20 protein-coding genes are annotated in these 21,500 nt (G+C 72.8%); 10 read left to right on the top strand and 10 right to left on the bottom strand.

The window, feature by feature from the left end:
- The first annotated feature begins 22 nt into the window (after nt 1-22).
- From J3P30_RS04980 to J3P30_RS04970, 3 genes are read left to right on the top strand one after another with little or no spacing between them, the layout of a single operon-like run.
- Nucleotides 23-1,750 (top strand): glycosyltransferase family 2 protein, encoded by a 1,728-nt coding sequence (locus tag J3P30_RS04980; RefSeq protein ID WP_210479857.1) that lies wholly within the window; start codon nt 23-25, stop codon nt 1,748-1,750.
- Nucleotides 1,747-2,478, top strand: a complete 732-nt coding sequence (locus J3P30_RS04975) for an HlyD family efflux transporter periplasmic adaptor subunit (RefSeq protein ID WP_210479856.1) — start codon at nt 1,747-1,749, stop codon at nt 2,476-2,478. The genes J3P30_RS04980 and J3P30_RS04975 overlap by 4 nt, the downstream gene beginning before the upstream one ends.
- Nucleotides 2,475-4,484 (top strand): glycosyl hydrolase, encoded by a 2,010-nt coding sequence (locus J3P30_RS04970; RefSeq protein WP_210479855.1) that lies wholly within the window; start codon nt 2,475-2,477, stop codon nt 4,482-4,484. Before J3P30_RS04975 ends, J3P30_RS04970 begins: the two co-directional genes overlap by 4 nt.
- On the opposite strand, the gene J3P30_RS04965 is transcribed toward J3P30_RS04970, so the two are convergent.
- A complete protein-coding gene (locus tag J3P30_RS04965; protein ID WP_210479854.1) occupies nt 4,454-4,729 on the bottom strand; it encodes a hypothetical protein in 276 nt (91 codons plus the stop codon). The genes J3P30_RS04970 and J3P30_RS04965 overlap by 31 nt on opposite strands.
- Nucleotides 4,730-4,924: 195 nt before the next feature.
- Between J3P30_RS04965 and J3P30_RS04960 the strand changes: the two genes are divergently transcribed.
- The 5 genes from J3P30_RS04960 (at nt 4,925) to J3P30_RS04940 (ending at nt 9,105) form a co-directional block, all read left to right on the top strand.
- Entirely contained in the window at nt 4,925-6,109 is a 1,185-nt protein-coding gene (locus J3P30_RS04960) for a PP2C family protein-serine/threonine phosphatase (protein WP_210479853.1), read from the top strand.
- Entirely contained in the window at nt 6,106-8,022 is a 1,917-nt protein-coding gene (locus J3P30_RS04955) for a glycosyltransferase family 2 protein (RefSeq protein ID WP_210479852.1), read from the top strand. Before J3P30_RS04960 ends, J3P30_RS04955 begins: the two co-directional genes overlap by 4 nt.
- 1 nt (nt 8,023) lies before the next feature.
- The gene (locus J3P30_RS04950) at nt 8,024-8,359 is read left to right on the top strand and encodes an STAS domain-containing protein (protein ID WP_210479851.1); all 336 of its coding nucleotides are present in this window, start codon (nt 8,024-8,026) and stop codon (nt 8,357-8,359) included.
- Nucleotides 8,352-8,762 (top strand): ATP-binding protein, encoded by a 411-nt coding sequence (locus J3P30_RS04945; protein ID WP_210479850.1) that lies wholly within the window; start codon nt 8,352-8,354, stop codon nt 8,760-8,762. The genes J3P30_RS04950 and J3P30_RS04945 overlap by 8 nt, the downstream gene beginning before the upstream one ends.
- A gap of 118 nt (nt 8,763-8,880) precedes the next feature.
- On the top strand, nt 8,881-9,105 hold the full coding sequence (locus tag J3P30_RS04940; protein WP_210479849.1) for a hypothetical protein: 225 nt from the start codon (nt 8,881-8,883) through the stop codon (nt 9,103-9,105).
- A gap of 26 nt (nt 9,106-9,131) precedes the next feature.
- On the opposite strand, the gene J3P30_RS04935 is transcribed toward J3P30_RS04940, so the two are convergent.
- The 4 genes from J3P30_RS04935 to J3P30_RS04920 form a co-directional block, all read right to left on the bottom strand.
- On the bottom strand, nt 9,132-9,413 hold the full coding sequence (locus J3P30_RS04935) for a hypothetical protein (RefSeq protein ID WP_210479848.1): 282 nt from the start codon (nt 9,411-9,413) through the stop codon (nt 9,132-9,134).
- 194 nt (nt 9,414-9,607) lie between these two features.
- A complete protein-coding gene (locus tag J3P30_RS04930) occupies nt 9,608-10,402 on the bottom strand; it encodes an Fpg/Nei family DNA glycosylase (protein ID WP_210479847.1) in 795 nt (264 codons plus the stop codon).
- A complete protein-coding gene (locus J3P30_RS04925) occupies nt 10,395-14,936 on the bottom strand; it encodes an ATP-dependent helicase (protein WP_210479846.1) in 4,542 nt (1,513 codons plus the stop codon). Before J3P30_RS04925 ends, J3P30_RS04930 begins: the two co-directional genes overlap by 8 nt.
- 33 nt (nt 14,937-14,969) lie before the next feature.
- A complete protein-coding gene (locus tag J3P30_RS04920) occupies nt 14,970-15,614 on the bottom strand; it encodes an alpha/beta hydrolase (RefSeq protein ID WP_210479845.1) in 645 nt (214 codons plus the stop codon).
- A gap of 125 nt (nt 15,615-15,739) precedes the next feature.
- Between J3P30_RS04920 and J3P30_RS04915 the strand changes: the two genes are divergently transcribed.
- A complete protein-coding gene (locus J3P30_RS04915) occupies nt 15,740-16,282 on the top strand; it encodes an NUDIX hydrolase family protein (RefSeq protein ID WP_210479844.1) in 543 nt (180 codons plus the stop codon).
- Here the strand turns inward: J3P30_RS04915 and J3P30_RS04910 are convergent.
- Together J3P30_RS04910 and J3P30_RS04905 are read right to left on the bottom strand one after the other, a co-directional pair.
- Nucleotides 16,279-17,688, bottom strand: a complete 1,410-nt coding sequence (locus tag J3P30_RS04910; protein WP_210479843.1) for a DEAD/DEAH box helicase — start codon at nt 17,686-17,688, stop codon at nt 16,279-16,281. The genes J3P30_RS04915 and J3P30_RS04910 overlap by 4 nt on opposite strands.
- 170 nt (nt 17,689-17,858) lie before the next feature.
- Nucleotides 17,859-18,368: a hypothetical protein gene (locus tag J3P30_RS04905; RefSeq protein WP_210479842.1), complete on the bottom strand. Its 510-nt coding sequence runs from the start codon at nt 18,366-18,368 to the stop codon at nt 17,859-17,861.
- A gap of 89 nt (nt 18,369-18,457) precedes the next feature.
- On the opposite strand from J3P30_RS04905, the gene J3P30_RS04900 reads away from it, so the two are divergent.
- Complete coding sequence (locus J3P30_RS04900) at nt 18,458-18,760, top strand: DUF427 domain-containing protein (protein ID WP_210479841.1); 303 nt, start codon at nt 18,458-18,460, stop codon at nt 18,758-18,760.
- A 19-nt stretch (nt 18,761-18,779) separates the two neighbouring features.
- Here J3P30_RS04900 and J3P30_RS04895 read toward each other — a convergent pair whose 3' ends face one another.
- From J3P30_RS04895 to J3P30_RS04885, 3 genes are all read right to left on the bottom strand, one after another.
- Nucleotides 18,780-19,274, bottom strand: a complete 495-nt coding sequence (locus J3P30_RS04895; RefSeq protein WP_210479840.1) for a SprT-like domain-containing protein — start codon at nt 19,272-19,274, stop codon at nt 18,780-18,782.
- A 94-nt stretch (nt 19,275-19,368) separates the two neighbouring features.
- On the bottom strand, nt 19,369-20,511 hold the full coding sequence (locus J3P30_RS04890) for a sorbosone dehydrogenase family protein (protein WP_210479839.1): 1,143 nt from the start codon (nt 20,509-20,511) through the stop codon (nt 19,369-19,371).
- A 94-nt stretch (nt 20,512-20,605) separates the two neighbouring features.
- A complete protein-coding gene (locus J3P30_RS04885) occupies nt 20,606-21,472 on the bottom strand; it encodes a spermidine synthase (RefSeq protein ID WP_210479838.1) in 867 nt (288 codons plus the stop codon).
- Nucleotides 21,473-21,500: the final 28 nt, after the last annotated feature.

Raw genomic sequence — 21,500 nt, 5'->3', positions numbered from 1 at the left:
AGATCGACCGAGGAGACCCGAAGTGTCCACAATCGACGTCCGCACCCGAGCGGCAGAGGACGAACCGGCGGCCCCGCCGCCACGCGCAGGACGGAACGACCACGTCACGGCGCAATCGCCGACGCTCGTCCTCCTCGTCCTCGTGGCGACCATCGGGATCCTCGCCTACGCGGCGTTCCTCCTGAACCCGGCCAACCGCGGGGACCTGGTCCCCTACGTGATGGTCCTCACGGCCGAGGCGATCCTCATCTTCCAGGCGCTGCTGTCGATGTGGACGATCCTCTCCGGTGGCCACGACGCCCGCGACTTCGCGTACTTCAGCGCGAGGGAGCGACTCCTGAGCTCCCCTGAGGACCTCGGCCCGCGGGCGCAGCGGCGCCGCTCGCGGTGGCCTCTGATGCTCGAGGGCCGCGAGATCACGGTGGACGTGTTCATCACCACGTACGGCGAGGACGTCGCGGTGATCCGAGAGACGGTCCGGGCCGCCGTGGCGATGGCCGGCCGGCACGTGACCTGGGTGCTCGATGACGGGCGCTCCGACGAGGTCCGCGACCTGGCCGCCGAGCACGGCGCGCGCTACGTGCGCCGCTTGAGCGGCAACGGGGCGAAGGCCGGCAACATCAACCACGCGCTCGCCCTGACGAACGGTGAGCTGTTCGTCGTCCTCGACGCCGACTTCGTGCCCTCGGAGAACTTCCTCGTCGAGACCGTGCCGTTCTTCGTGAACCCGGACGTCGCGTTCGTGCAGACCCCGCAGACCTACGGCAACCTGCACAACCTGATCTCGAAGGGCGCCGGCTACATGCAGTCGGTGTTCTACCGGTTCATCCAGCCCGGCCGGAACCGCTTCAACGCCGCGTTCTGCGTCGGCACCAACGTGGTCTTCCGGCGCGCCGCCGTCGACGAGGTCGGCGGCATGTTCACCGACTCCAAGTCCGAGGACGTGTGGACCTCGCTCCTGCTGCACGAGAAGGGCTGGAAGTCCGTCTTCCTGCCGATGACGCTCGCGGTCGGGGAGGCCCCGGACACCGTCGAGGCCTACACGAAGCAGCAGCTCCGGTGGGCGACGGGCGGGTTCGAGATCCTCCTGTCGCACAATCCGCTCTCGCGGAAGCGCCGGCTCACGGTCGACCAGCGACTCCAGTACCTCGTGACGGCCACGCACTACCTCACCGGGATCTGCCCGCTGATCCTCCTGCTCGTCCCGCCGCTCGAGATCTACCTCGACCTGCGGCCGATGGACCTCACGATCACCTGGTACACGTGGATCCTCTACTACGCGGGGTTCTACGTGCTGCAGATCGCGCTCGCGTTCTACACGCTCGGCTCGTTCCGCTGGCAGACGCTGATGCTGGCGACGGTCTCGTTCCCGATCTACGTCCGAGCTCTGATCAACGTGATCAGCGGACGCGAGCAGAAGTGGAGCGCGACCGGCGATCGCTCGCGCGTCAGCTCCCCGTTCAACTTCATGATCCCGCAGGTGCTCTTCTTCGCCTTCCTCCTGCTCACCTCCGGTGTCGCGGTGTGGCGGGATCTCGACAACGGCGTCCCCAGCCTCGCCATGGCATGGAACGTGACCAACACGATGATCCTCGGCTTCTTCGTCCTGGGAGCGGCTCGGGAGGCCCGGCAGCTGCGGCCCTCCGCGAGCCGGAGCGCCCGGCGGGCGCGGAGCGGGGGTACGCGGATGATCCGGCGGCCGGTGGGCGTGCTCGCCCGGGTCGCCGAGGAACAGAGAGGTGCAGCATGACCTGGAGAAATCGACTGAAGCTGTTCGGCGGGCTGGTGGGCGTCGTCGCGCTCGTCGCGGCGCTGACGGTGCTGTTCAACCAGCGCCATCACGCGGCCACGAGCACCACGGCGGCGATCGCCGCCCAGGAGTACCCGGTGGGCACCGACTACGGCGGAAGCGTCGTGCAGACCTTCGTCCAGCAGGGCGACGTGGTCCGCGCCGGTGACCCTCTGGTCAGCGTCCGGAGTCTCACCCTGCTGCAGGACCTCGGCGAGGGCCTGCTGAGCCCGTCCACCGTCGGCTACTCGGTCAGCGAGGACGGGGTGACCACGTTCACCTCCGCCGTCGACGGCACGGTGGCGGACATGGATGCGCACGACGGCGCCTTCGTGCAGCCGGGTGCGATCCTCGCGACCATCCACAGGTCCGACTCCCTGTACGTCAGCGCCACCTTCGCGCTCTCGCCGACCGACTACTCTCGCGTCGAGCAGGGCGCGACGGTCGATCTCGTGCTTCCCAACCGGGCGCGGATCGCGGGAGAGGTATCCCAGGTGTCCGTCTCGACCGTGGACGGCGTCGCGGAGGCCGAGCTGCTCGTGACGAGTGACGGGCTGATCGAGGGAGACCTCGACAACCTCGTGAGGGCCGGCACGCCGGTGGACGCGACCCTGCACCTCCGGGACGACGGACCCCTCGCGGGCGTCACCGACCAGGTGTTCGCCTTCGCCCGGAAGATCGGCCTGTGATCCGCGGCGCGTCCCGGCGGCTCGCCGCCCTCGCGGTCACGGCCGTCGCGGGGCTCGCGCTCACCGCGTGCACGAGCTCGAGCAGCGCGGTGACCGATGGGGATCCGCTGTTCCCCGAGGCCCGGCTCACCGAGCTCGTCGACGCCCTGCCCGCGGCTCCCGGCACGGAGAACTCGGCCGCGCGACTCGCGGCAGGGCTCGTTCCGCCGACCAACACCTGGTTCAGCGGCCTCGTGTTCGGGGACACTCCGCAGCCGGTCTTCCCGCTCCCCCTGGCCTTCGCGGCCACCGAGTCGGGTCCGGCGTTCGGCCTTCCCGAGGTCACCAGCACGGCCGACGTGATCGCGGGGCCCTTCCAGCCCCGGGTCGCGGTCGACCTCGGCGCCGCCGGCTTCGAGGTCTCCGCCTACGACGACCTCACCGCGACGCTCGCCTTCGCCGACGCGAGCGGGAACCAGCTGGCGGACGTCACGGTCGCCCGCGGGTGGCCGTACGTCGCCCTGATGGCCACGGCCGCGCTGGATGCCGAGCTCACGGAGGCGTTCGAGCCGGCGTCCGACGGCGTCTGGAGCGCCACTGTCGCGGGCGAGGAGTACGGGCTGGTCGCCGCGGACGCGACGCTGTCCGACGACGGCCGGCGCCTCCAGCTGCCCGAGGGTGCGCGGGCCGCCTTCTTCGCCGTGCCCGAGGAGGGCCCGGATCTGGCCGAGCTCGCCCAGGGCGGGGAGGCTGCCGTCACCGGGTCGTCCGTCTCGTACCGCGCCGAGGGCGACCGCATCGAGACGGTCCTCTCCTATCGGACGGTGGACGGGGAGCCCACCTACCTCGCGGCGCTCCCGCATCAGCAGTCGGCCGGGGCGCAGTGCGGCGAGGGGACCTACCCGAGCATCTACGGCCCGCTCGCGCTCTGCGCGGGCACGAGCCTCGCCTTCGCGCTCGACGCCCTGCCCGCATCGGGCCGGCTCGACCTCGCGTCCCTGTCGGGCGAGGACCGCGCAGCGCTCGAGGAGCGGCTGCGGCTGGATGCCGCGGAGGAGCCGCCCCCTCCGGGCGACACCTACTTCGGCGGCAAGTGGCTGTACCGCCTCGCGAACCTGGTGCAGCTCGCCGACAGTCTCGGCCTCGACGACGTCCACGCGTCGCTCACCGCGCGACTGGCCGACCAGCTGCGCATGTGGACCGAGGTCGACGGGTGCGCGGCTCGCGACGCGTTCTGCTTCACCTACGACCACACGCTGCGCGGCATCGTCGGGCAGACGGCATCGTTCGGCTCCGACGAGTTCAACGACCACCACTTCCACTACGGCTACTTCCTCTACGCGGCGGCGGTCGCGGCGGAGGCGGACCCCTCGGTGACGGCCGACCTCCAGCCGGTCATCGACCTGCTCGCGGCCGACGTCGCGATGGAGGGCGAGTCGTCCCTGTTCCCGCAGCGGCGCAACTTCGACGAGTACTCGGGACACTCCTGGGCCTCCGGCTTCTCCCCCTTCGCCGACGGCAACAACCAGGAGTCGACCTCCGAGGCCGTGACGGCGTGGAACGGGCTCGCGCTCTGGGCCGAGGCGACCGGGAACGAGAGGCTCAAGGGCGAGGCCGACTGGATGCTCGCCAGCGAGGCGGCCACCGCGATGGCGTACTGGGTCGAGCCCGACCTCGAGACGTTCCCGGGCTACGACCACGGCATCGTCGCGCTGAACTGGGGCGGCAAGCGGGACTACGCCACCTGGTTCAGCCCTGCTCCCGCGGCGAAGCTCGGCATCCAGCTCCTCCCGATGAGCCCGGTGTCCGGCTACCTGGCGGGCGACGACGAGCGCATCGCGGCCAACGTGTCCGAGGCCTCGGCGGAGGGCATCGACGTCCAGTTCGGCGACTACCTGCTGATGTACGCCGCGCTCGGCGGAGCGGACCGCGGCGAGCTCATCGAGCAGGCGAACAGCCTGGCGCCCGAGTCGATCGACGGCGCGAACTCGCGGAGCTACCTGATGGCGTGGATGCTGTCGCGCTGACCCGGTGACGCCGGCGTCCGCGAGAGCGGAGAGAGCGGCGCCGGCGGGGCGGAGGCGGGCGGGGCTGCCCTGGGGCTCAGCACCGCGATCGCCGCGCCCACGACGAGTGCCAGCGCCACGATTGCGGCGAGCACAGGGGCCGGAACGACCGCGACCACCACGGCGAGGGCGGCCACCGCGGGCACGAACAGTGCGAGCAGGGAAGGAACCGGGCGCCGGTCCAGCGCGCGCACTTCTGTCGTCATTCCCGTTCCCCCCACGGTCGCTCCCCCGAGCTTCCTGCAAGCGTACGTGCGGGGCCGTGAGGCTGGTGCGCCCTCTTCGGGGGGCATCTCTAGAGGCCGGCCCCGGCGCGGCGCAAGCCCGAACTCTCCCGCGCCTCGCGTCGGATAGGTTCCATAGGCGTTGACCGCGGGAGCGGCGTACGGGAGAGGCACGCGTTGACGATCGAGGACGTCGGGGTTCGCGCTGGGGAGGACGAGATCCGGCGGGTGGAGGCGCTGCATGCGCTGGAGATCCTCGACACGCCGCCGGACGAGCGGTTCGACCGTCTGACCCGCCTCGCCCAGCAGCTGTTCCGGGTGCCGATGGTGAGCCTCACCCTGGTGGATTCGGATCGGCAGTGGCGCAAGTCGATGCAGGGGCCGCTCGAGCGGGAGGCTCCCCGGCACGACTCCTTCTGCGATGCGACGCTGGTCCGGAACGCGCCGCTCGTGGTGCCCGACGCGGCGGCGGACCCGGTGTTCGAGGCGAACCCGTTCGTCCAGGGCGACCCGCACCTGCGCTTCTACGCCGGGCATCCGCTGGAGGCGCCGACGGGGGAGCCGATCGGCACGTTCTGCATCATGGACACGGAACCGCGGGCCCTGAGCGACTCCGAGACCGCCCTGCTGCGGGACCTGTCCGCCCTCGTCCAGGCCGAGCTCGTCCGCGACAGCGAGCTCGAGCAGGCGGCGGAGGTGCAGCGGGGTCTCCTGCCGAAGGCGCCGCCCGATCTGCCCGGATTCGAGTTCGGCGCCCTGTGCGAGCCGGCCCGGCGGATCGGCGGCGACCTCTACGACTGGTACCCCGTCCCCGGCGGGGTCGCGGTGTCGCTGGCCGACGTCATGGGGAAGGGCCTGGGCGCCGCGATCCTCGCCGCGACCGTGCGAGCCGTGCTCCGCGGCACCGCGCCGCTGACCGGACCCGCGGCCGCGCTGGCCCACGCCGCCGACGCCCTCGACGACGACCTGGCGGAGGCGTCCGCGTTCGTGACGGTCTTCCACTCGCTCGTCGCCGACGACGGGACCGTGCGCTACGCCGACGCCGGGCACGGGCTCGCCGCCGTGGTCCGCCAGGACGGCGGCATGGAGCCGCTGCGGTCGCCCGATCCGCCGATGGGCGTCCCCTCCGACGGTGCATTCCAGGAGGGGAATGTGCACCTGGAGGTCGGCGACGCCCTCCTGTGCTGCTCAGACGGGGTGTCGGACGCCCTCGGCAGTCCGTGGCTGACCCTCGAGGCCGGCGCGCGCATCCTCGGCGAGGCACCGACGGTGGACGAGGCGATCCGGCGCATCCGGCACGAGGTGCCGTGGGGTCGCGTCGAGGACGACGTGACGGTGGTCATCGTGCGGCGGATCGCATGATCCGCGGGCTCCTCCTGCGGGTGGCGATCCTGCTGTCGCTGCTGCTCGGCGTCAACTACATCGCGTGGCGGTGGCTCGCGTCCGTGAACTGGGACGCGTGGTGGATCGCGGTACCGCTCGTCGTCGCCGAGACCTACAGCCTGATCGACACGTTCTTCTTCGGGCTGACGATGTGGCGCATGAAGGAGCGGGGCATCCCCGACCCGCCGGCGGATGCGACCGTGGACGTGTTCATCACGACCTACAACGAGCCCGTGCCGCTCGTGCTCGCGACGGCCGTCGCCGCCCGGGAGATCCGCTATCCCCACCGGACCTGGATCCTGGACGACGGTGCGCGTCCCGAGATGCGGGAGGCGGCCGCCGAGGCGGGCGTCGGCTACATCACCAGGTCGGAGAACTGGAAGGACCGGCCCCGGCATGCGAAGGCGGGCAACCTCAACAACGCGCTCGTGCAGACGGACGGCGAGTTCCTGCTCATCCTCGACGCGGACCAGGTGCCGGACCCCGACATCCTGACGCGCACGCTCGGCCACTTCGAGGACGAGCGCGTCGCGCTCGTGCAGACGCCGCAGTACTTCGGGAACGTCGATGCGGCCGACGTGCTCGGGTCGCAGGCCCCCCTGTTCTACGGTCCGATCCAGCAGGGCAAGGACGGCTGGAACGCCGCGTTCTTCTGCGGCTCCAACGCCGTCCTGCGGCGGGAGGCCCTCATGCAGCTCGGCATCGCCGGGTACGTCGAGGCGGTCGAGCGGTCGGTCCGTGGAACGCTGAGGACGGCCGCAGCGGTCGTCCGGAAGGCGCGACGGCAGGCGCGCAACCTGCCGGAGAGGCGTGCCCTCTCGATCGTCGCCCGCGGCGTCCGCGAGGCGCAGCAGGCGCTCGAGGGCGGCGCACCGCTCGCGGATGCGACCTGGCGGTTCCAGCAGGCCGTGTCGGCGGCGTCGCGCCTGCTCGTCGCCGCGGACGTGCAGCAGATCAACGCCGTCCTCGTCTCCCTGGGCGGGGGAGCGGACCTCGAGGAGAGGCCGCTCGACGACGCCGAGCTCGACCGGCTCGCCTCCTCCGACCTGTCGCCGCTCGGCGCCCTCGCGTCCGTGCGGTCCCTCGCGCAGTCCCTCGACGTGATCCGGGCCGAGGAGGCCGAGGCGCTCGCCCCCCTCGCCACGATCTCGGTCACCGAGGACATGGCCACCGCGATGCAGCTCCACTCACAGGGGTGGAAGTCCGTGTACCACCACGAGGTCCTCGCGACCGGCCTCGCCCCGGAGGACCTCGGGACGATGCTCCAGCAGCGCCTGCGCTGGGCGCAGGGGACCCTCCAGGTGATGCTCCGGGACAATCCCCTGTTCAAGCAGGGCCTGTCCGCGGGCCAGCGGCTCATGTACTTCGCCACGATGTGGAGCTACCTCTCCGGTTTCGTCGCGATCGTCTATCTGGTCGCCCCGGTGGTCTACCTCTGCTTCGGGGTGCTCCCGGTCGAGGCCTGGAGCTTCGAGTTCTTCGTCCGCTTCCTGCCCTACTTCCTCGCCAACCAGCTCATGTTCGTGCTCGCGAGCCGCGGCACCCGGAGCTGGCGCGGCCAGCAGTACGCCCTCGCCCTGTTCCCTGTGTGGATCCGCGCGTGCTGGTCGGCGGCGGCCAACGTCCTGTTCCATCGTCCGCTGGCGTTCGTCGTCACGCCGAAGAGCAGGACGGAGGCCACCCGTCCGCCGTGGCGGCTGGTCTGGCCCCAGGTGACCGCGGTCGTGGTCCTCGTGATCGCCCTCGTGGTGGGGCTGACCCGCTTCGCCCTGGGCGACGCCGACGGCACCGGTGTCCTCGTCAACATCGTCTGGGTCGTCTACGACCTGGTCGTGCTCAGTATCGTGTTCCGGGCCGCCCGTTACACCGGGCCGCCCTCGAAGGAGGCTTGAGGTGGAGTTCACGGAGCAGAAGCTGCCCGGCGGAACGCACGAGATCGCGCCGCGGGGACGCCTCAACCTCGTCGCCGCGCCCGCGCTGCGGTCGCTCATCGCGGAGCGAGTGCAGGCCGGGAACCGGCGGATCGTGCTGGATCTGCAGGGCGTCGACTTCCTCGACTCGTCGGGTCTGGGGGCGATCATCGCCTCCCTCAAGACGGCGCGGGAGGCGGGCGGCGATCTCCGCCTCGCCCGTGCGTCGGACGCCGTCGTGATGGTCCTGCGCCTGACGAAGGTGGACCGGGTGCTGCGGGTGTACGCCGACAGCGGGTCCGCGTTCGCCGATGCCTGAGCTCCATCGCTCGCGCTTCACCGCTCCGGTGTCCGCCGACCTCCTCGCGCTCGCCGCGGAGAGTTTGCAGGATGCCTGGCGAGCGGATCCGTCGGTCCCGCAGGAGGACCGGACGCGCCTCGACCTCGCGGTCAGCGAAGTGGTGTCGAACGTCGTCCGCCACGGGGGCTCGGCGACGGTCCTCGAGATGGAGGTCGTGGTGGCCTCGGACTCGGTCGCCGTGCGGATCGAGGACGACGGCGCTCCCGTGCCGGCGGAGGTCCCCGACATGCCGGCCGCCGACGCGGTCGGGGGTCGCGGCCTCGCCATCGCCACCGCTGTCGTCGACGCGTCCGCCTGCGAGCGGGAGCGGGGCCGCAACGTGTGGAACCTGAGGATCGACCGGGCCCCGGCTCGTCCCTAGCCGGCCCGTGCCGGCACTGTGGCGGCATGGCGCGCTTTGCACGTCGGATGGCAGGAACGCCACTGGTGTCGAGAAAGCGCCAGGAGCAGATTGAGGACGTCGAAACCAGGAGGTTCTCATGCTCGTCACCACCGAGTACTTCCCCTCCCTCCGAGCGGCGGAGGAGAGGGCGCTGACCGACGCGCTCGAGCGGCAGCGCGTCGTCGCGGAGCGGCTCCGCCTCGACCGGCCGGCGCGCGGGATGGGGCTGCGCCGCCTGGTCTCACGCTCCAGGCAGCAGGTGCAGGAGTGCTGCTCCCAGCTCGAGGAGGCGTGCGCCGACTGGCAGGCGCGCAGCGCCTGACCGACCGCCTACGCGGTGCTCGCGCCTCAGCCGGCGATGATCGCGATCGCGATCACGAGGGCGGTCACCGTCAGGGCGACGGTGGCGGCCCACATGAGCACGATGTCGCGTCGCGGCGGCCGGAACGTCTCCCGGCGGTGCGTGACGGCATGGTGCCGGGAGTGCTGAGCGGGCGCGACGGACGACGCCAGGGTCAGTCTGCCCAGCATGTCGCCGGACGTGATCGGGAGTGCGAGCTCGCCCGTTGTCGTCGTGGGCGCTGTCGCGTTGATCGTCGTGGTGGGTGCCTCGGGTACTGCAGTGGCCATTCGGGTGACCGTGATCTCGGGGCTCAGCCGACCCCGTCCTCAGCCGCGAAGGACCCTCGATGCCGCGCTCGCTCCCTGCGTTCGTCGCGCCGTCGAGGGGGGTGCTTCCTCCCCGGTGCAGGCAGAGTACCGGGCACCACCGACGCCGAGGCGATCGTTATCGAATCGTTTCCGAACAGTTCGCCGAGGGGACTTCAGGACTGGCACCGAGGGCACCAGTAGACCTGCCGATCGGTGCTGCCGCGCCCGGGGACGAGCGGGTCACCGAGTTCCGCGAGCCGGATCGGGGTGCCGCAGCGGCGGCAGGGCAGCCCCTCCCGGCCGTACACCCAGAAGCCCTCGCCGCGCCGGAGACTCCCGGTGAACACGCGCCGGGGGCGGTCCCGATTGGACAGCATGGTGCGGCGGCTGAGGTCCACCCAGGCCGCGAGGTCCGGTACCTCCTCCACCGGCCGCGTCGGGAGGACGCCGCGCAGGAAGCAGATCTCGCTGCGGTACACGTTGCCGAGCCCCGCCATGACGCGCTGATCCAGCAGCGCGATCCCGATCGGCCGGCCGGCCTGGGCGCGCAGCCGCCGCTCCGCCTCAGCGGGGTCCCAGTCGGGGCCGAGCAGGTCAGGGCCGAGGTGGCCTACCGCGGTGTCCTCCTCCGCCGTCGGCAGGACCTCGAGGACGCCCAGCGCGAAGCCGACCGCCTGGACGTCCTCGGTCTCCAGCACGATCCGCGCCTCGTGGGCGGGGCGGCGCCAGCGGTCGCCGCGCGGGTAGACCTGCCAGACGCCCTCCATCTTGAGGTGGGAGTGGATGGTCGTGTCGCCCACTCGCATCAGAAGGTGCTTCCCGCGCGAGACGACCTCGTGCACCGTCTGTCCCGAGAGGTCCACGGTCGCGAAGCGCGGCACCCGCACATCGGAGCGGATGAGCGTCTTGCCGCGCAGCGCCGCATCCAGCCGGCGAGCGGCCTGATAGACGGTGTCGCCCTCAGGCACGCAGCCGCAATCCGCTCGGCGTCGCGGTGAACCCGGCCGCCTCGAGCGCCCGGCCGGCCTCCGTGCCGACGACGAAGTCGCCGTTGACCTTCTCGATCGTCAGTCTGTCCACCGCTCCGCTGCGCACCAGGTCCGCGAGAGCGGCGGTCGCCTGAGTGAGCGATCCGGGATCCTGGGTGAAGGTGAGCATCGTCTTGCCCCCGCGCTCGAGGTAGAGGGCGAGGGCGCCGTCCTGGAGGACGACCAGCCCGCCGGCCTTCCTGCCCGGGCGATGTCCCTCGAGCGCCGGCCACGGCAGCGCGGCGCCGTACGGGTTCGCCGGATCGGTGGCCGCGAGCGCGACGCAGGTCGTCTCGGTGCGCTCGTCGCCGGGATCCCGTGCGAACGAGCGGAGGCGGTCCACAGCGCCGGACGTGGCGAACTGGGCGGCGCCGAGGGACGAGATGAAGTAGCCGCGACGGGCCTTCCCGCTCTCCTCGAACGCGCTGAGCGTCTTGTAGACCAGCGCGAAGCCGCCGGGCACGCGCTCGGCGGCCACCGCCCCGCGCGTGACGATGCCGTGCCGGTCGAGCAGGATCTCGGCAGCGGCCGCCGCGCGCAGCGTCGGGTCGCTCTCGGCGAGGGGGACGATCGACCAGCGGCCGCCCACCACGGGGGGCCCGGTGCGGGTCGGCAGAGCGGGTCTCGGCAGCCCCCGTCCCCGGTAGGACCGTGGTCGCGTCGGGCGCCGCGGCTGTCGGTGGGCCGACCCGCCGGAGCCGACGAGAGCGCGCAGCGGCGCGAAGGTGTCGTTCGTCACGAGGCCGGCCCACACGAGGTTCCAGATCGCGGTGCGCATCGCGTCGTCGTCGAGGCTGCCGACGGCGTCGGACAGCTGGCGGAAGAAGTAGGCCCCGCCGCTGCCGAGGGCGGAGAGGATCTCGCGCTCCAGCGGGCTCAGCTCGGGCTCCGTCTGATCCGGCAGCGTGACGGCGACCGTGTCCGCCAGGTGCAGGCTGACCCAGCCGTCGTTGCCCGGAAGCGCGCCGGATCCGCTCCAGAGCACCTCGCCCGTCGCCGTGAGCTCGTCGAGCATCGCCGGGGAGTAGTCCCGCACCCGCGCCGGCAGGATCAGGGTCTCCCAGGCGCTCGCGGGGATCGGCACGCCCGCCAGCTGGTCGATGACGGTCGCGACGCCGTCCACTCCGCGCAGCTTCCCGCCCACCTGCTGCCACCCGGGCAGGAACCGGGCGTAGGTCGCGTGGTCGACCGGCTCGACCTCCTTGCGCAGCGCGGCGAGGGAGCGGCTCCGGAGGCGGCGGAGCACCTCGACGTCGCACCACTCCGTGCCCTGCCCGCCCGGGCGGAACTCCCCGTCCGCGACGCGCCGCTGAGCCGCGAGCCGGCGCAGCGTGTCCGTCACGACCGCGACGCCCAGCCCGAGGCGGGCCGCTGCGGCGGACGCCGTGAAGGGTCCGTGGGTGCGGGCGTACCGGCCGACGAGGTCCGCGAGCGGGTCGTCCACCGGCTCGACGAACGCAGTGGGCGTGCCGATCGGGAGGGGGACTCCGAGCGCGTCCCTGAGGCGGCTGGCGTCCTCGATCGCCGCCCACCACTCGGAGCCCGCGAACGTGACCCGCAGCGCGCGGCGGGCGGACACCAGGTCGTCCAGCCAGCCGCGGGCGAGGGGGACGCCCTCGGGCTGGACGCGGGCCTCGACCTCCTCGGCGGTGAGCGGCCCGAGCAGGCGGAGCAGGTCCGCGACGCCCTCGAGGTCCCGGGCCTTGCGGTCCTCGACGAGGCGCTGCAGCTCGCGCTCGGTGCGCTCGATGACGGCGGGGTCGAGGAGCTCCCGCAGCTCGGTGCGCCCGAGCAGCTCCGACAGCAGGGAGGCGTCCAGGGAGAGCGCGGCCGCGCGGCGTTCGGCGAGCGGGCTGTCCCCCTCGTACATGAAGGCGCCCACGTACCCGAAGAGGATGGAGCTCGCGAAGGGCGAGGCCGCCTCCGTCGTCGTCTCGACCATCCGAATGCGCCGCGAGGCGAGCTCGCGGCTGACGGAGTTCAGGGCCGGCAGGTCGTAGACGTCCTGCAGCACCTCCCGGATGGTCTCGAGGACGATCGGGAAGGACGGGTACTTGCGCGCCACGTCGAGCAGCTGGGACGCGCGCTGGCGCTGCTGCCACAGCGGCGACCGTCGCGCCGGGTTGTACCGGGGGAGCAGCAGGGCCCGAGCGGCGCACTCCCGGAAGCGGGCGGCGAACAGCGCCGAGCCCGCCACCTCGGCTGTGACGACCGCCTCGATCTCGTCGGGATCGAACACGAACAGCTCCGCGCCCGGCGGGTCCGCGTCGGTGTCGGGGATGCGGACGACGATGCCGTCGTCGCTCGCGATCGTGTTTCCGTCGATGCCGTACCGCTCCTCCACGCGCGCGCCCACCGCGAGCGCCCACGGCGCGTGCACCTGCATGCCGTACGGGGAATGCAGCACGACGCGCCAGTCCCCGAGCTCGTCGTGGAACCGCTCGACGACGAGTGTCCGGTCCGTCGGAAGGGTGCCCGTGGCCGTGCGCTGCTCGGCCAGGTAGGCGAGCAGGTTGGCGGTGGCCCGCTCGTCGAGACCGAGCGGCCGCACGCGCTGGGCGCCGGCCTCCTCGTCGAGTCCGCCGAGTTCCCGGACGAAGGCGCCGATGGCCCGGCCCAGCTCCGCGGGGCGGCCGATGCCGTCGCCCTTCCAGAAGGGGACCCGCCCCGGCTCCCCGAACGCGGGCGTGACGAGCACCCGGTCGTGGGTGATCTCCTGGATGCGCCAGCTGGTGGCGCCGAGCGCGAAGACGTCGCCGACCCTCGACTCGTAGACCATCTCCTCGTCGAGCTCGCCGACCCGTGACGACGAGCCGGCGTCCCCCACCATGAACACGCCGAAGAGGCCGCGGTCGGGGATGGTGCCGCCCGAGGTGACCGCGAGCCGCTGGGCGCCGGGGCGGCCGGTGATCGTCCCCGCATCGCGGTCCCACACCACGCGGGGCCGGAGCTCGGCGAACTCGTCCGAGGGGTAGCGGCCGGCGAGGAGGTCGAGCGTGGCGTCGTACGCGGACCGGGGGAGCGAGGTGAACGGGGCGCTGCGGCGGACGAGGTCGAACCACTCCTCGACGTCGAGGTCGTCCATCGCGGCTGCCGCCACCGTCTGCTGGGCCAGGATGTCGAGCGGGTTCGCCGGCACGGCCAGGGCCTCGATCTCCCCGGCGACCATGCGCCCCGCCGCCACCGCGGAGTGGATGAGGTCCGCCCGGTGCGTCGGGTACACCACGCCCCGAGACACCTCGCCGACCTGGTGGCCGGCGCGGCCGAGGCGCTGGAGACCGCTCGCCACCGACGGCGGGGCGCCCACCTGCACCACCAGGTCGACCGCGCCCATGTCGATGCCGAGCTCGAGGCTGGAGGTCGCGACGACGCAGCGGAGCCGCCCGCTCTTGAGGTCGTCCTCGATTGTCGCCCGCTGCTCCTTGCTGACGGAGCCGTGGTGGGCGCGCGCGAGCACCGTGTCGGCTCCGCGGGTGGATCCGCTCTGCGCCATGTACTGCGCGGCCGGGAGGCCGGCCGGGGCGAGCTCGAGCTCGAGCCGCTCGGACCAGACCTCGTTGAGGCGGGCGGTCAGCCGCTCCGCGAGCCGCCGGGAGTTGGCGAAGACGATGGTCGATCGCTGCTCGGCGACGAGGTCCACGATGGCCTCCTCGACGTGCGGCCAGATCGAGCCGTTCGACGGCCCGCTCTGCGCCCCCTCGGGCGCGGGCGGAGCGCCGAGGTCGCTCATGTCCTCCACCGGCACGACGACCCGGAGGTCGAACCGCTTGGTCGCGCTCGGCGCCACGATCATCACCGGATTCCTCCCGCCGAGGAAGCGGGCGACCTCGTCCAGGGGACGCACGGTGGCGGAGAGCCCGATGCGCTGCGCGGGCCGCTCGAGCAGGGCGTCGAGGCGCTCGAGGGACAGCGCGAGGTGCGATCCGCGCTTCGTCCCCGCGACGGCGTGCACCTCGTCGACGATGACCGTCTCCACTCCGCGGAGCGTCTCGCGCGCGTTGGAGGTGAGCATCAGGTACAGCGACTCGGGAGTCGTGATCAGGATGTCGGGGGGATCGCGCAGCAGCTTCTGCCGGTCCGAGGAGGGGGTGTCGCCGGAGCGGACGCCCACGCGGATGTCCGGCGGCGCTGCACCGTGCCGCTTCGCGGTCTGGGTGATGCCGACGAGCGGGCTGCGGAGGTTGCGCTCGACGTCGACCCCGAGGGCCTTCAGGGGTGAGAGGTACAGGATGCGCGTGCGCGGCGCGCCCGCCGCGGGCGCGCCCTCGGCGGCGAGGCGGTCGATCGACCAGAGGAAGGCCGCGAGCGTCTTGCCCGAGCCCGTCGGCGCGACCACGAGGGCGTTGGCGCCCTTCGAGATCGCCTCCCAGGCGCCCAGCTGGGCGTCGGTCGGAGCGGGGAAGGCGCCGTCGAACCACTCCCGGGTCGCCGGGGAGAAGCGGTCGAGCGGCGTGCGCCCGTCGGGGGCGGTCATGATCCCATTGTTCCCGGAGCCACCGACACCGACTCAGCGCTGGCGGTCGCGCAGGAAGCCCACTATGTCGGCGAGCTCCTGCTGGGACACGGAGTGTCCGACTCCCTCGTAGATGCGGGCGTCGAGCGTGGTGTGCCGGGGCAGCCACTCGGCCGTGTAGGCGATCGCGATGGGCGGGATCACGTAGTCCTCGGTCCCGCGGCCCCAGAACACCGGGGGTGCCAGCCGGGCGAGCTCCTCGTCGCCCTCCACGGTCCCGGAGGTGACGTAGCCGGACAGGAGCACCGCGTACGAGAAGCGGGAGGGGTCGTGGCGGAGGGCCTGCGCGGCGACCGCCGCCCCCTGGGAGAAGCCGAGGACGCCCACGGACGGAGGCTGCACCGGGAGCTCGTCGAGCCAGGCGAGGACAGCGCGCGCGGCGGCGTCGACCCCCTCGCTGTTCGGGTCGCCCGGGGTGCCGAGGTCGTACCAGGACCAGCCGGGACCGTGCCGGGTCGGAGCCCGGAGCGAGGCGATCACGGGGTGCAGCGGAAGCTGCGGCGACATCGAGAACAGGTCGCCCTCGTCGGCGCCGATGCCGTGCAGCAGCACGAGCAGGGGACGCTCGGCGAGCTCCTCGATCCGGGAGGACCAGAGCACGGCGGCGGGGTCGAGCCGGGGATCCGGGAGCTCTTCCATCCCCCGATCCTCGCACCGGGAACCTGCGGACCGGCGCTGAGCCCGCGGCCCATCCGGCCGGGCGCAGCGGGAGCAGGCCGGCCGAGCGGCCGGATGGGGGACAGGCGGCTGGTAAGAATGGGGGAATGAGCTTCGTCCGCACGCCCGATCCGAATCCCGGCTGGCTGAGCGACGAGGAGTTGGCCAGAATCCGGCAACGGCTCCCGCTGCTGTACGTCGAGGCGGTCCCCGTGCGGGTCGACGGCCTCGGCCAGGTGACGCAGATCGGCATCCTGCTGCGAGTCAACCCGAGCGGGGAGATCAGCCGCACCATCGTGTCCGGGCGCGTGATGTACGGGGAGACGCTGCGCGACGCCCTATTCCGTCACCTGGAGAAGGATCTCGGCCCGATGGCGTTCCCGCAGCTGCCGGCGAGCCCTGCCCCGTTCTCGGTCGCTGAGTACTTCCCGCCGCCGACCTTCGGGCAGTACCGGGACGAGCGGCAGCACGCCGTCGCGCTGGCCTACGTGGTGCCGGTGACCGGCACGTGCGACCCGCGCCAGGACGCCCTCGAGATCACCTGGATGACGCCCGAGGAGGCCGCGAGCCCGGAGGTCTCCGCGGAGATGGAGGGCGGCCGCGGAGCGCTGCTCCGGACCGCCCTCGCCTCCGTGGGCAGGCTGCCCTAGCGGCCGCGGCGGCGGGATCCGCCGCCGGAGCGGACGACCATGCCGGTCGTCGGACGGCCGGCCTCGGTCCGGCCCGGCCGGCTCGACTCCGCGCGACCCGGGCGCGCGTCACGGCGCTCGCCGTGGGCGGCGGCGCTCTGGCCGGTCCGCTGGGCGCGCTTGCGCTGGGCGTTCGCTCCGGTGGAGCGGCCGGCGGGGGCCTGCTCAGCCGTCTTCGGCGCGGGTCGCACATGCGGCGCGACGACGCCGACGAGCTCGGTGATGACGTCCCCGGCGGCAGCCGCGGAAACCGGGGCCGCCGTGATCGCGGCCTTCTTGAGCAGCGCGTTCACGTCGCGGCGCTGCTCCGGCAGGACCACCGTGACGACACTGCCGGTCTTGCCGGCGCGCGCCGTGCGTCCGGAGCGGTGCAGGTACGCCTTGTGCTCGGTGGGCGGGTCGACGTGCACGACGAGGTCGACGTCGTCGACGTGGACACCGCGCGCGGCGACGTCGGTCGCGACGAGGACCTTGACGTCGCCCTTGCCGAACTCGGCGAGGTTGCGGTCGCGAGCTGCCTGGGACAGGTTCCCGTGCAGGTCCACCGCCGGGATCCCGGACTCGGTCAGCTGCTTCGCGAGCTTCTTGGCGGCGTGCTTGGTGCGCAGGAACAGCACGCGGCGCTCGCTGCCCGAGGCCAGCGTGCGCACCAGGTCGCGCTTGGCGTCGGCGCCGTCCACCTCGAGCACGTGGTGGGTCATGGCGGCGACCGGCGAGGTGGCCTCGTCCACCGAGTGCAGGACGGGCTGCGACAGGAACCGGTTCACGAGCTTGTCCACCCCGTTGTCGAGGGTCGCCGAGAACAGCAGGCGCTGGCCGCCCGCCGGGGTCGCGGACAGGATCCGCGTGACGCCGGGGAGGAAGCCGAGGTCCGCCATGTGGTCGGCCTCGTCGATGACGGTGATCTCGACCGCGTCGAGGGTGAGGACGCGCTGCTTCATCAGGTCCTCGAGGCGGCCCGGGCAGGCCACGACGATGTCGGCGCCGGCCTTGAGCGCGGAGACCTGACGGCTCTGCGAGACCCCGCCGAAGATCGTGGTCACCGACAGGTTGTAGGCCCGGGCGAGCGGCTCGATCACGGCCGCGATCTGGGTGGCGAGCTCACGCGTGGGAGCGAGCACGAGCCCGGTGGGTCGGCCCGGACGGCGGCGGCCGCCCGCAAGCGCACCGGCGAGCCGGGCGACGAGCGGGATGGAGAAGGCGAGCGTCTTGCCGCTGCCGGTCTTGCCGCGGCCGAGGACGTCGCGCCCCGCGAGGGTGTCGCGGAGGGTGTCGGCCTGGATGGGGAAGGGCTCGGTGACGCCCTGCTCGGCCAGAGCGGCGACGAGGGGCGCGGGCACGCCGAGCGAGGAGAAGGAGGAGGTCATGCATGCCTTTCAGGCAGGAAGCGGCAGAAGGCCGCGGTGGCGAGTGCGCCGGGAGGCGCATCCGGTCGCCGGCAGAAGGTGTCACTCGACGCGGCCGGTACGGCAGCGGAGAGAGGGGCGTTCCATCGACGCGTGGCGCACGCAGATGGGCGCCGATGGATGCAACCGTATCAGTCGCCGGGGAATTCCGGCTCGCCGAGGCGCGAGGACCACGTCGGGGCCAGCTGCTTGAGCCGCGCGGCCCGGAACTGCCACAGCCCCCAGAGCGCCGGCCACGCCGCCGCGGTCCAGGGCCCGGCCGAGTAGCGCAGCTGCTCGCGGTACAGCGTCTTGGCGGGGTCGTCCGGGTGGCGGGAGATCGCGATGCGGTGGTCCCACTCCGTGAACAGGCTCGAGAGGCCGGTCAGGCCGCCGCCGTGATCGCGCATCATCTGGACGCCCTCGTGCCGGCGCCCGGGGAACTCGAGGGCGATCACCTGGTCGCCGAGCGGCACGATGCCCGCCGCCTTCATCCGCACCGGATGCGCGCCCTCCTCCCAGCGGTTGGGGAAGCCGCCGGGCTCGAGCGAGTCGACCTTGACCAGAGGCGTGTACACCTCGCGGAGCACCGCCGGCGACTGGACCGCCCGCCAGGCGGCCTCGGGCTCGCAGTCGAGGGTCAACTTCAGCAGCACCCGCATGGCGGCCAGTCTCGCACGGCCTCCCGACCGTGGGAATCCCGGGCACCGCTGCGCGGTTGGGCCGAGAAGGACCGACCGAAGGAGACCCCGTGAAGGCTGTGCTGGACGACATCGTTCTCGCCGAGGCGGACAAGGAGGACCTCATCCGCATCGAGGGCAACTGGTACTTCCCGCCGGAGAGCGTGAAGGGCGAGCACCTCGAAGAGAGCCGCACTCCGTACTACTGCCCCTGGAAGGGCGAGTGCCAGTACTTCAGCGTGAAGGCGGGCGACTCCCTGCTGCAGGACCGGGCGTGGAGCTACCCCCAGCCGCTGCCCACCGCCTTCGACCGCGTGGGTCAGGACTTCTCGGGCTACGTCGCCTTCTGGAAGGAGGTCCGCGTCACCGACTGACGCGGACCGGCGCCGGGGGTCAGTCCCTCGCGGCCTGCATGGCGGCCTTCCGCTGCGCGGTGGTCACCTCGCGTCGTGACCAGGTGATGACGCGGCTGAGATCGAAGCCCCGCCCGCAGAGGCGGCAGCTGAGCGGCGCCTGCGGAGCCTTGTAGCGGTAGTGCAGGTGGCCGCGCGGACACGTGCCCACCCAGGGTGCGAGCTCGTGCGCGGTCTCGCCGTCGTGGACGCGGGCGCCCGTGTAACCGAGGCGCCGGGCGACCCCCAGCCAGCGCGGGCCGTGCCCCGCCCGGTGCCCCGCGAGCGCGTGGGCGACCTCGTGCAGCAGCACCTGCTCGATCTCGGCGAGCGTCCAGCGCGCGGCGAGGTAGCGGGACACGGTGATGCGCCGCTCGGAGTAGTTGCACAGACCGGCGCGGCGCTTCGCCGCGTCGAAGCCGAACGACCATCCGCTGCCGAGATGGGCAGCGATCAACGTCTCCGCTCGCATGCGGACCAGGGCGAGCTCCGCCATCGCCAATCCTCCTTCGGGCACGGGCCCCATCGCTCCGGCACCGAGCCGAGGCTATCCTCCGCCACCGACACCCGGCGGCCGGGAGTGGCGCGCCCTACGCGGGGGCGAGGGCGATGCGCACGAGGCGGTCGTCGCCCTCCCGGGGCGAGCCGCGGCCGTCCGTGTTGCTGGTGATGAACCAGAGCGATCCGTCCGGCGCCGGCACGACGTCCCGGATGCGCCCGTACTGGTCGGTGAAGAAGTCGGTCGCCACGGGGGCGCCGGCCGGCGCGCCCTGCACCATCCACAGCGTGCGGCCGCGCAGCGCGGCGACGAAGAGCGTGTCGCCCGCCGCGGCCAGTCCGCTCGGGCTCGCATCGTCGGTCGCCCACTGGTGCACCGGGTCGAGGAACCGCTCGTCCCCCTGGGCGCCCTCGACGACCGGCCAGCCGTAGTTGCCGCCCGGCTCGACCCGGTTCAGCTCGTCCCACGTGTTCTGCCCGAACTCCGCGGCGAACATCGTGCCGTCCCCCGTCCACGCGATCCCCTGCGGATTGCGGTGACCCATCGACCACACGAGCGAGTCCCCGAACGGGTTGCCCTCCGGCACACGGCCCTCGGGCGTCATGCGCAGGATCTTCCCGTTGAGGGACGCCGGGTCCTGCCCGGTCTCCCGACGTCCGGCGTCGCCGCTGGTCGCGTAGAGCATCCCGTCCGGGCCGAAGGCGATGCGGCCGCCGTTGTGATTCGCCGCCTTCAGCACGCCGCTGAGGATCAGCGTCGGCGGCCCGAGCGCGAACGAGCCGGGAGTGCCCGTGAGCGGCATGCGGACGATCCGGTTGTCGTCCTCGGCCGTGTGGTACGCGTACAGCCACCGCTCGCCGTCCTCCTGGAGGAGGGCGAGCCCGAGCAGGCCGCCCTCCCCGCCGGCGACCACCCCGTCGACGCGGCCCACCTCGCGGAGCGCTCCGCCCGGCTGGACCTCGACGATCGTCCCGGCGTCGCGCTGGCTGATCAAGATCGCCCCGTCCACCGGCACTACCGACCACGGCGCCTGCAGGCCGGTCGCGAGGTCCGACGGCTCGCCCGCGGGCTGCACTGCGCCGGCCGGACCCGTCGGGGTGGGGGAGGCGGACGAGGGCGATGTCGTCGAGGGCAGCGGGACGGGGGTGCCGGCCGGCTCGCGGGGCGACTCCGCGCAGGCGGTCAGCGCGAGCACGACGAGCGCCGTGGCGAGCGCCCGTCGTCCTGCCTGCATGAGGGAACGGTGGCATCCGTCCCTGAGCGATTCACGGAGATCCGGTTCCGATCCGGTCTCGGTCGGCACAGCGGGGCGCGGCACCCGCCGGCCTTCAGTCGCGGTCGACGGCGAGGAAGGTCCGGCCGGGTGGGGGAGAGGGGCGCGCGGTCGCGTCGGTGACCACTGGAGCGCCGGCGACGAAGTCCCGCAGCTCGCGCTCCGCGACCGCCTTCGAGGGGTGCGGTCCCGCCGCGAGCAGGCGCGGCAGCCACTGCAGCGGCAGGGACGAGTCCGAGCCGATCAGGACGACGTTGCCGAAGCGGCGGCCCTTGAGGATCTGCGTCTCGGCCAGAGCCGCGACTTCCTTCACTGCGGCCCCGAGGGTGGCCGCCTGGCCGCGGGCGAAGGACAGGCCCGGACCGTCGGCGAGGTTGACCGCGACCACGCCGTCGGGCGCGAGGAGGGCCGCCACCTCGCGGTAGAACTCGACCGTCGTCACGTGCGCCGGGATCCGGGAGCCGCTGAAGATGTCCACGACCACGAGGTCGACGGAGCCCGTGAGCGCCCGCGGCAGCCGGGTGAGCCCCTCGCGCGCGTCGCCGTAGCGGACGCGGATCCCGGAGTCGGGCGGCAGGGGGATGTGCTCCCGCACGAGCTCGACGAGCGCCGGCTCGAGCTCGAGGACCTGCTGACGGGAGCCGGGACGGGTCGCCGCGATGTAGCGGGGCAGGGTGAGCGCCCCGGCGCCGAGGTGCACGGCCGTGAGCGGGGCGCCCGGCTCGCGCAGCAGATCGATGACGTGCCCGATGCGCTGGACGTACTCGAAGCCGAGCTGGCGGGGATCCGCCGGGTTCACCTGCGACTGCGGCGTCCCATCCACGACGAGGTTCACGAAGCCGGGCCGCCAGCGGTCCTGCTCGAGCACCGCGCGCATGCCGTTCGACAGGGTCCTGGAGGGCTCCTCGGTCACCCTTCGCATCCTGTCACGCGCTCGGCCGGGGTCCGTG

Source organism: Naasia sp. SYSU D00948, from assembly GCF_017916515.1.
Taxonomy (GTDB): domain Bacteria; phylum Actinomycetota; class Actinomycetes; order Actinomycetales; family Microbacteriaceae; genus Naasia.
This window is presented reverse-complemented; position numbering and strand designations above follow the sequence as displayed.

What these genes read in the sequence shown, in the direction of transcription:
- J3P30_RS04975 (WP_210479856.1), top strand. Translation starts at nt 1,747, where the DNA reads ATGACCTGGAGAAATCGACTGAAGCTGTTCGGCGGGCTGGTGGGCGTC.
- J3P30_RS04965 (WP_210479854.1), bottom strand. Translation starts at nt 4,729, where the DNA reads ATGACGACAGAAGTGCGCGCGCTGGACCGGCGCCCGGTTCCTTCCCTG.
- J3P30_RS04955 (WP_210479852.1), top strand. Translation starts at nt 6,106, where the DNA reads ATGATCCGCGGGCTCCTCCTGCGGGTGGCGATCCTGCTGTCGCTGCTG.
- J3P30_RS04945 (WP_210479850.1), top strand. Translation starts at nt 8,352, where the DNA reads ATGCCTGAGCTCCATCGCTCGCGCTTCACCGCTCCGGTGTCCGCCGAC.
- J3P30_RS04940 (WP_210479849.1), top strand. Translation starts at nt 8,881, where the DNA reads ATGCTCGTCACCACCGAGTACTTCCCCTCCCTCCGAGCGGCGGAGGAG.
- J3P30_RS04935 (WP_210479848.1), bottom strand. Translation starts at nt 9,413, where the DNA reads ATGGCCACTGCAGTACCCGAGGCACCCACCACGACGATCAACGCGACA.
- J3P30_RS04925 (WP_210479846.1), bottom strand. Translation starts at nt 14,936, where the DNA reads ATGACCGCCCCCGACGGGCGCACGCCGCTCGACCGCTTCTCCCCGGCG.
- J3P30_RS04920 (WP_210479845.1), bottom strand. Translation starts at nt 15,614, where the DNA reads ATGGAAGAGCTCCCGGATCCCCGGCTCGACCCCGCCGCCGTGCTCTGG.
- J3P30_RS04915 (WP_210479844.1), top strand. Translation starts at nt 15,740, where the DNA reads ATGAGCTTCGTCCGCACGCCCGATCCGAATCCCGGCTGGCTGAGCGAC.
- J3P30_RS04910 (WP_210479843.1), bottom strand. Translation starts at nt 17,688, where the DNA reads ATGACCTCCTCCTTCTCCTCGCTCGGCGTGCCCGCGCCCCTCGTCGCC.
- J3P30_RS04905 (WP_210479842.1), bottom strand. Translation starts at nt 18,368, where the DNA reads ATGCGGGTGCTGCTGAAGTTGACCCTCGACTGCGAGCCCGAGGCCGCC.
- J3P30_RS04895 (WP_210479840.1), bottom strand. Translation starts at nt 19,274, where the DNA reads ATGGCGGAGCTCGCCCTGGTCCGCATGCGAGCGGAGACGTTGATCGCT.
- J3P30_RS04890 (WP_210479839.1), bottom strand. Translation starts at nt 20,511, where the DNA reads ATGCAGGCAGGACGACGGGCGCTCGCCACGGCGCTCGTCGTGCTCGCG.
- J3P30_RS04885 (WP_210479838.1), bottom strand. Translation starts at nt 21,472, where the DNA reads ATGCGAAGGGTGACCGAGGAGCCCTCCAGGACCCTGTCGAACGGCATG.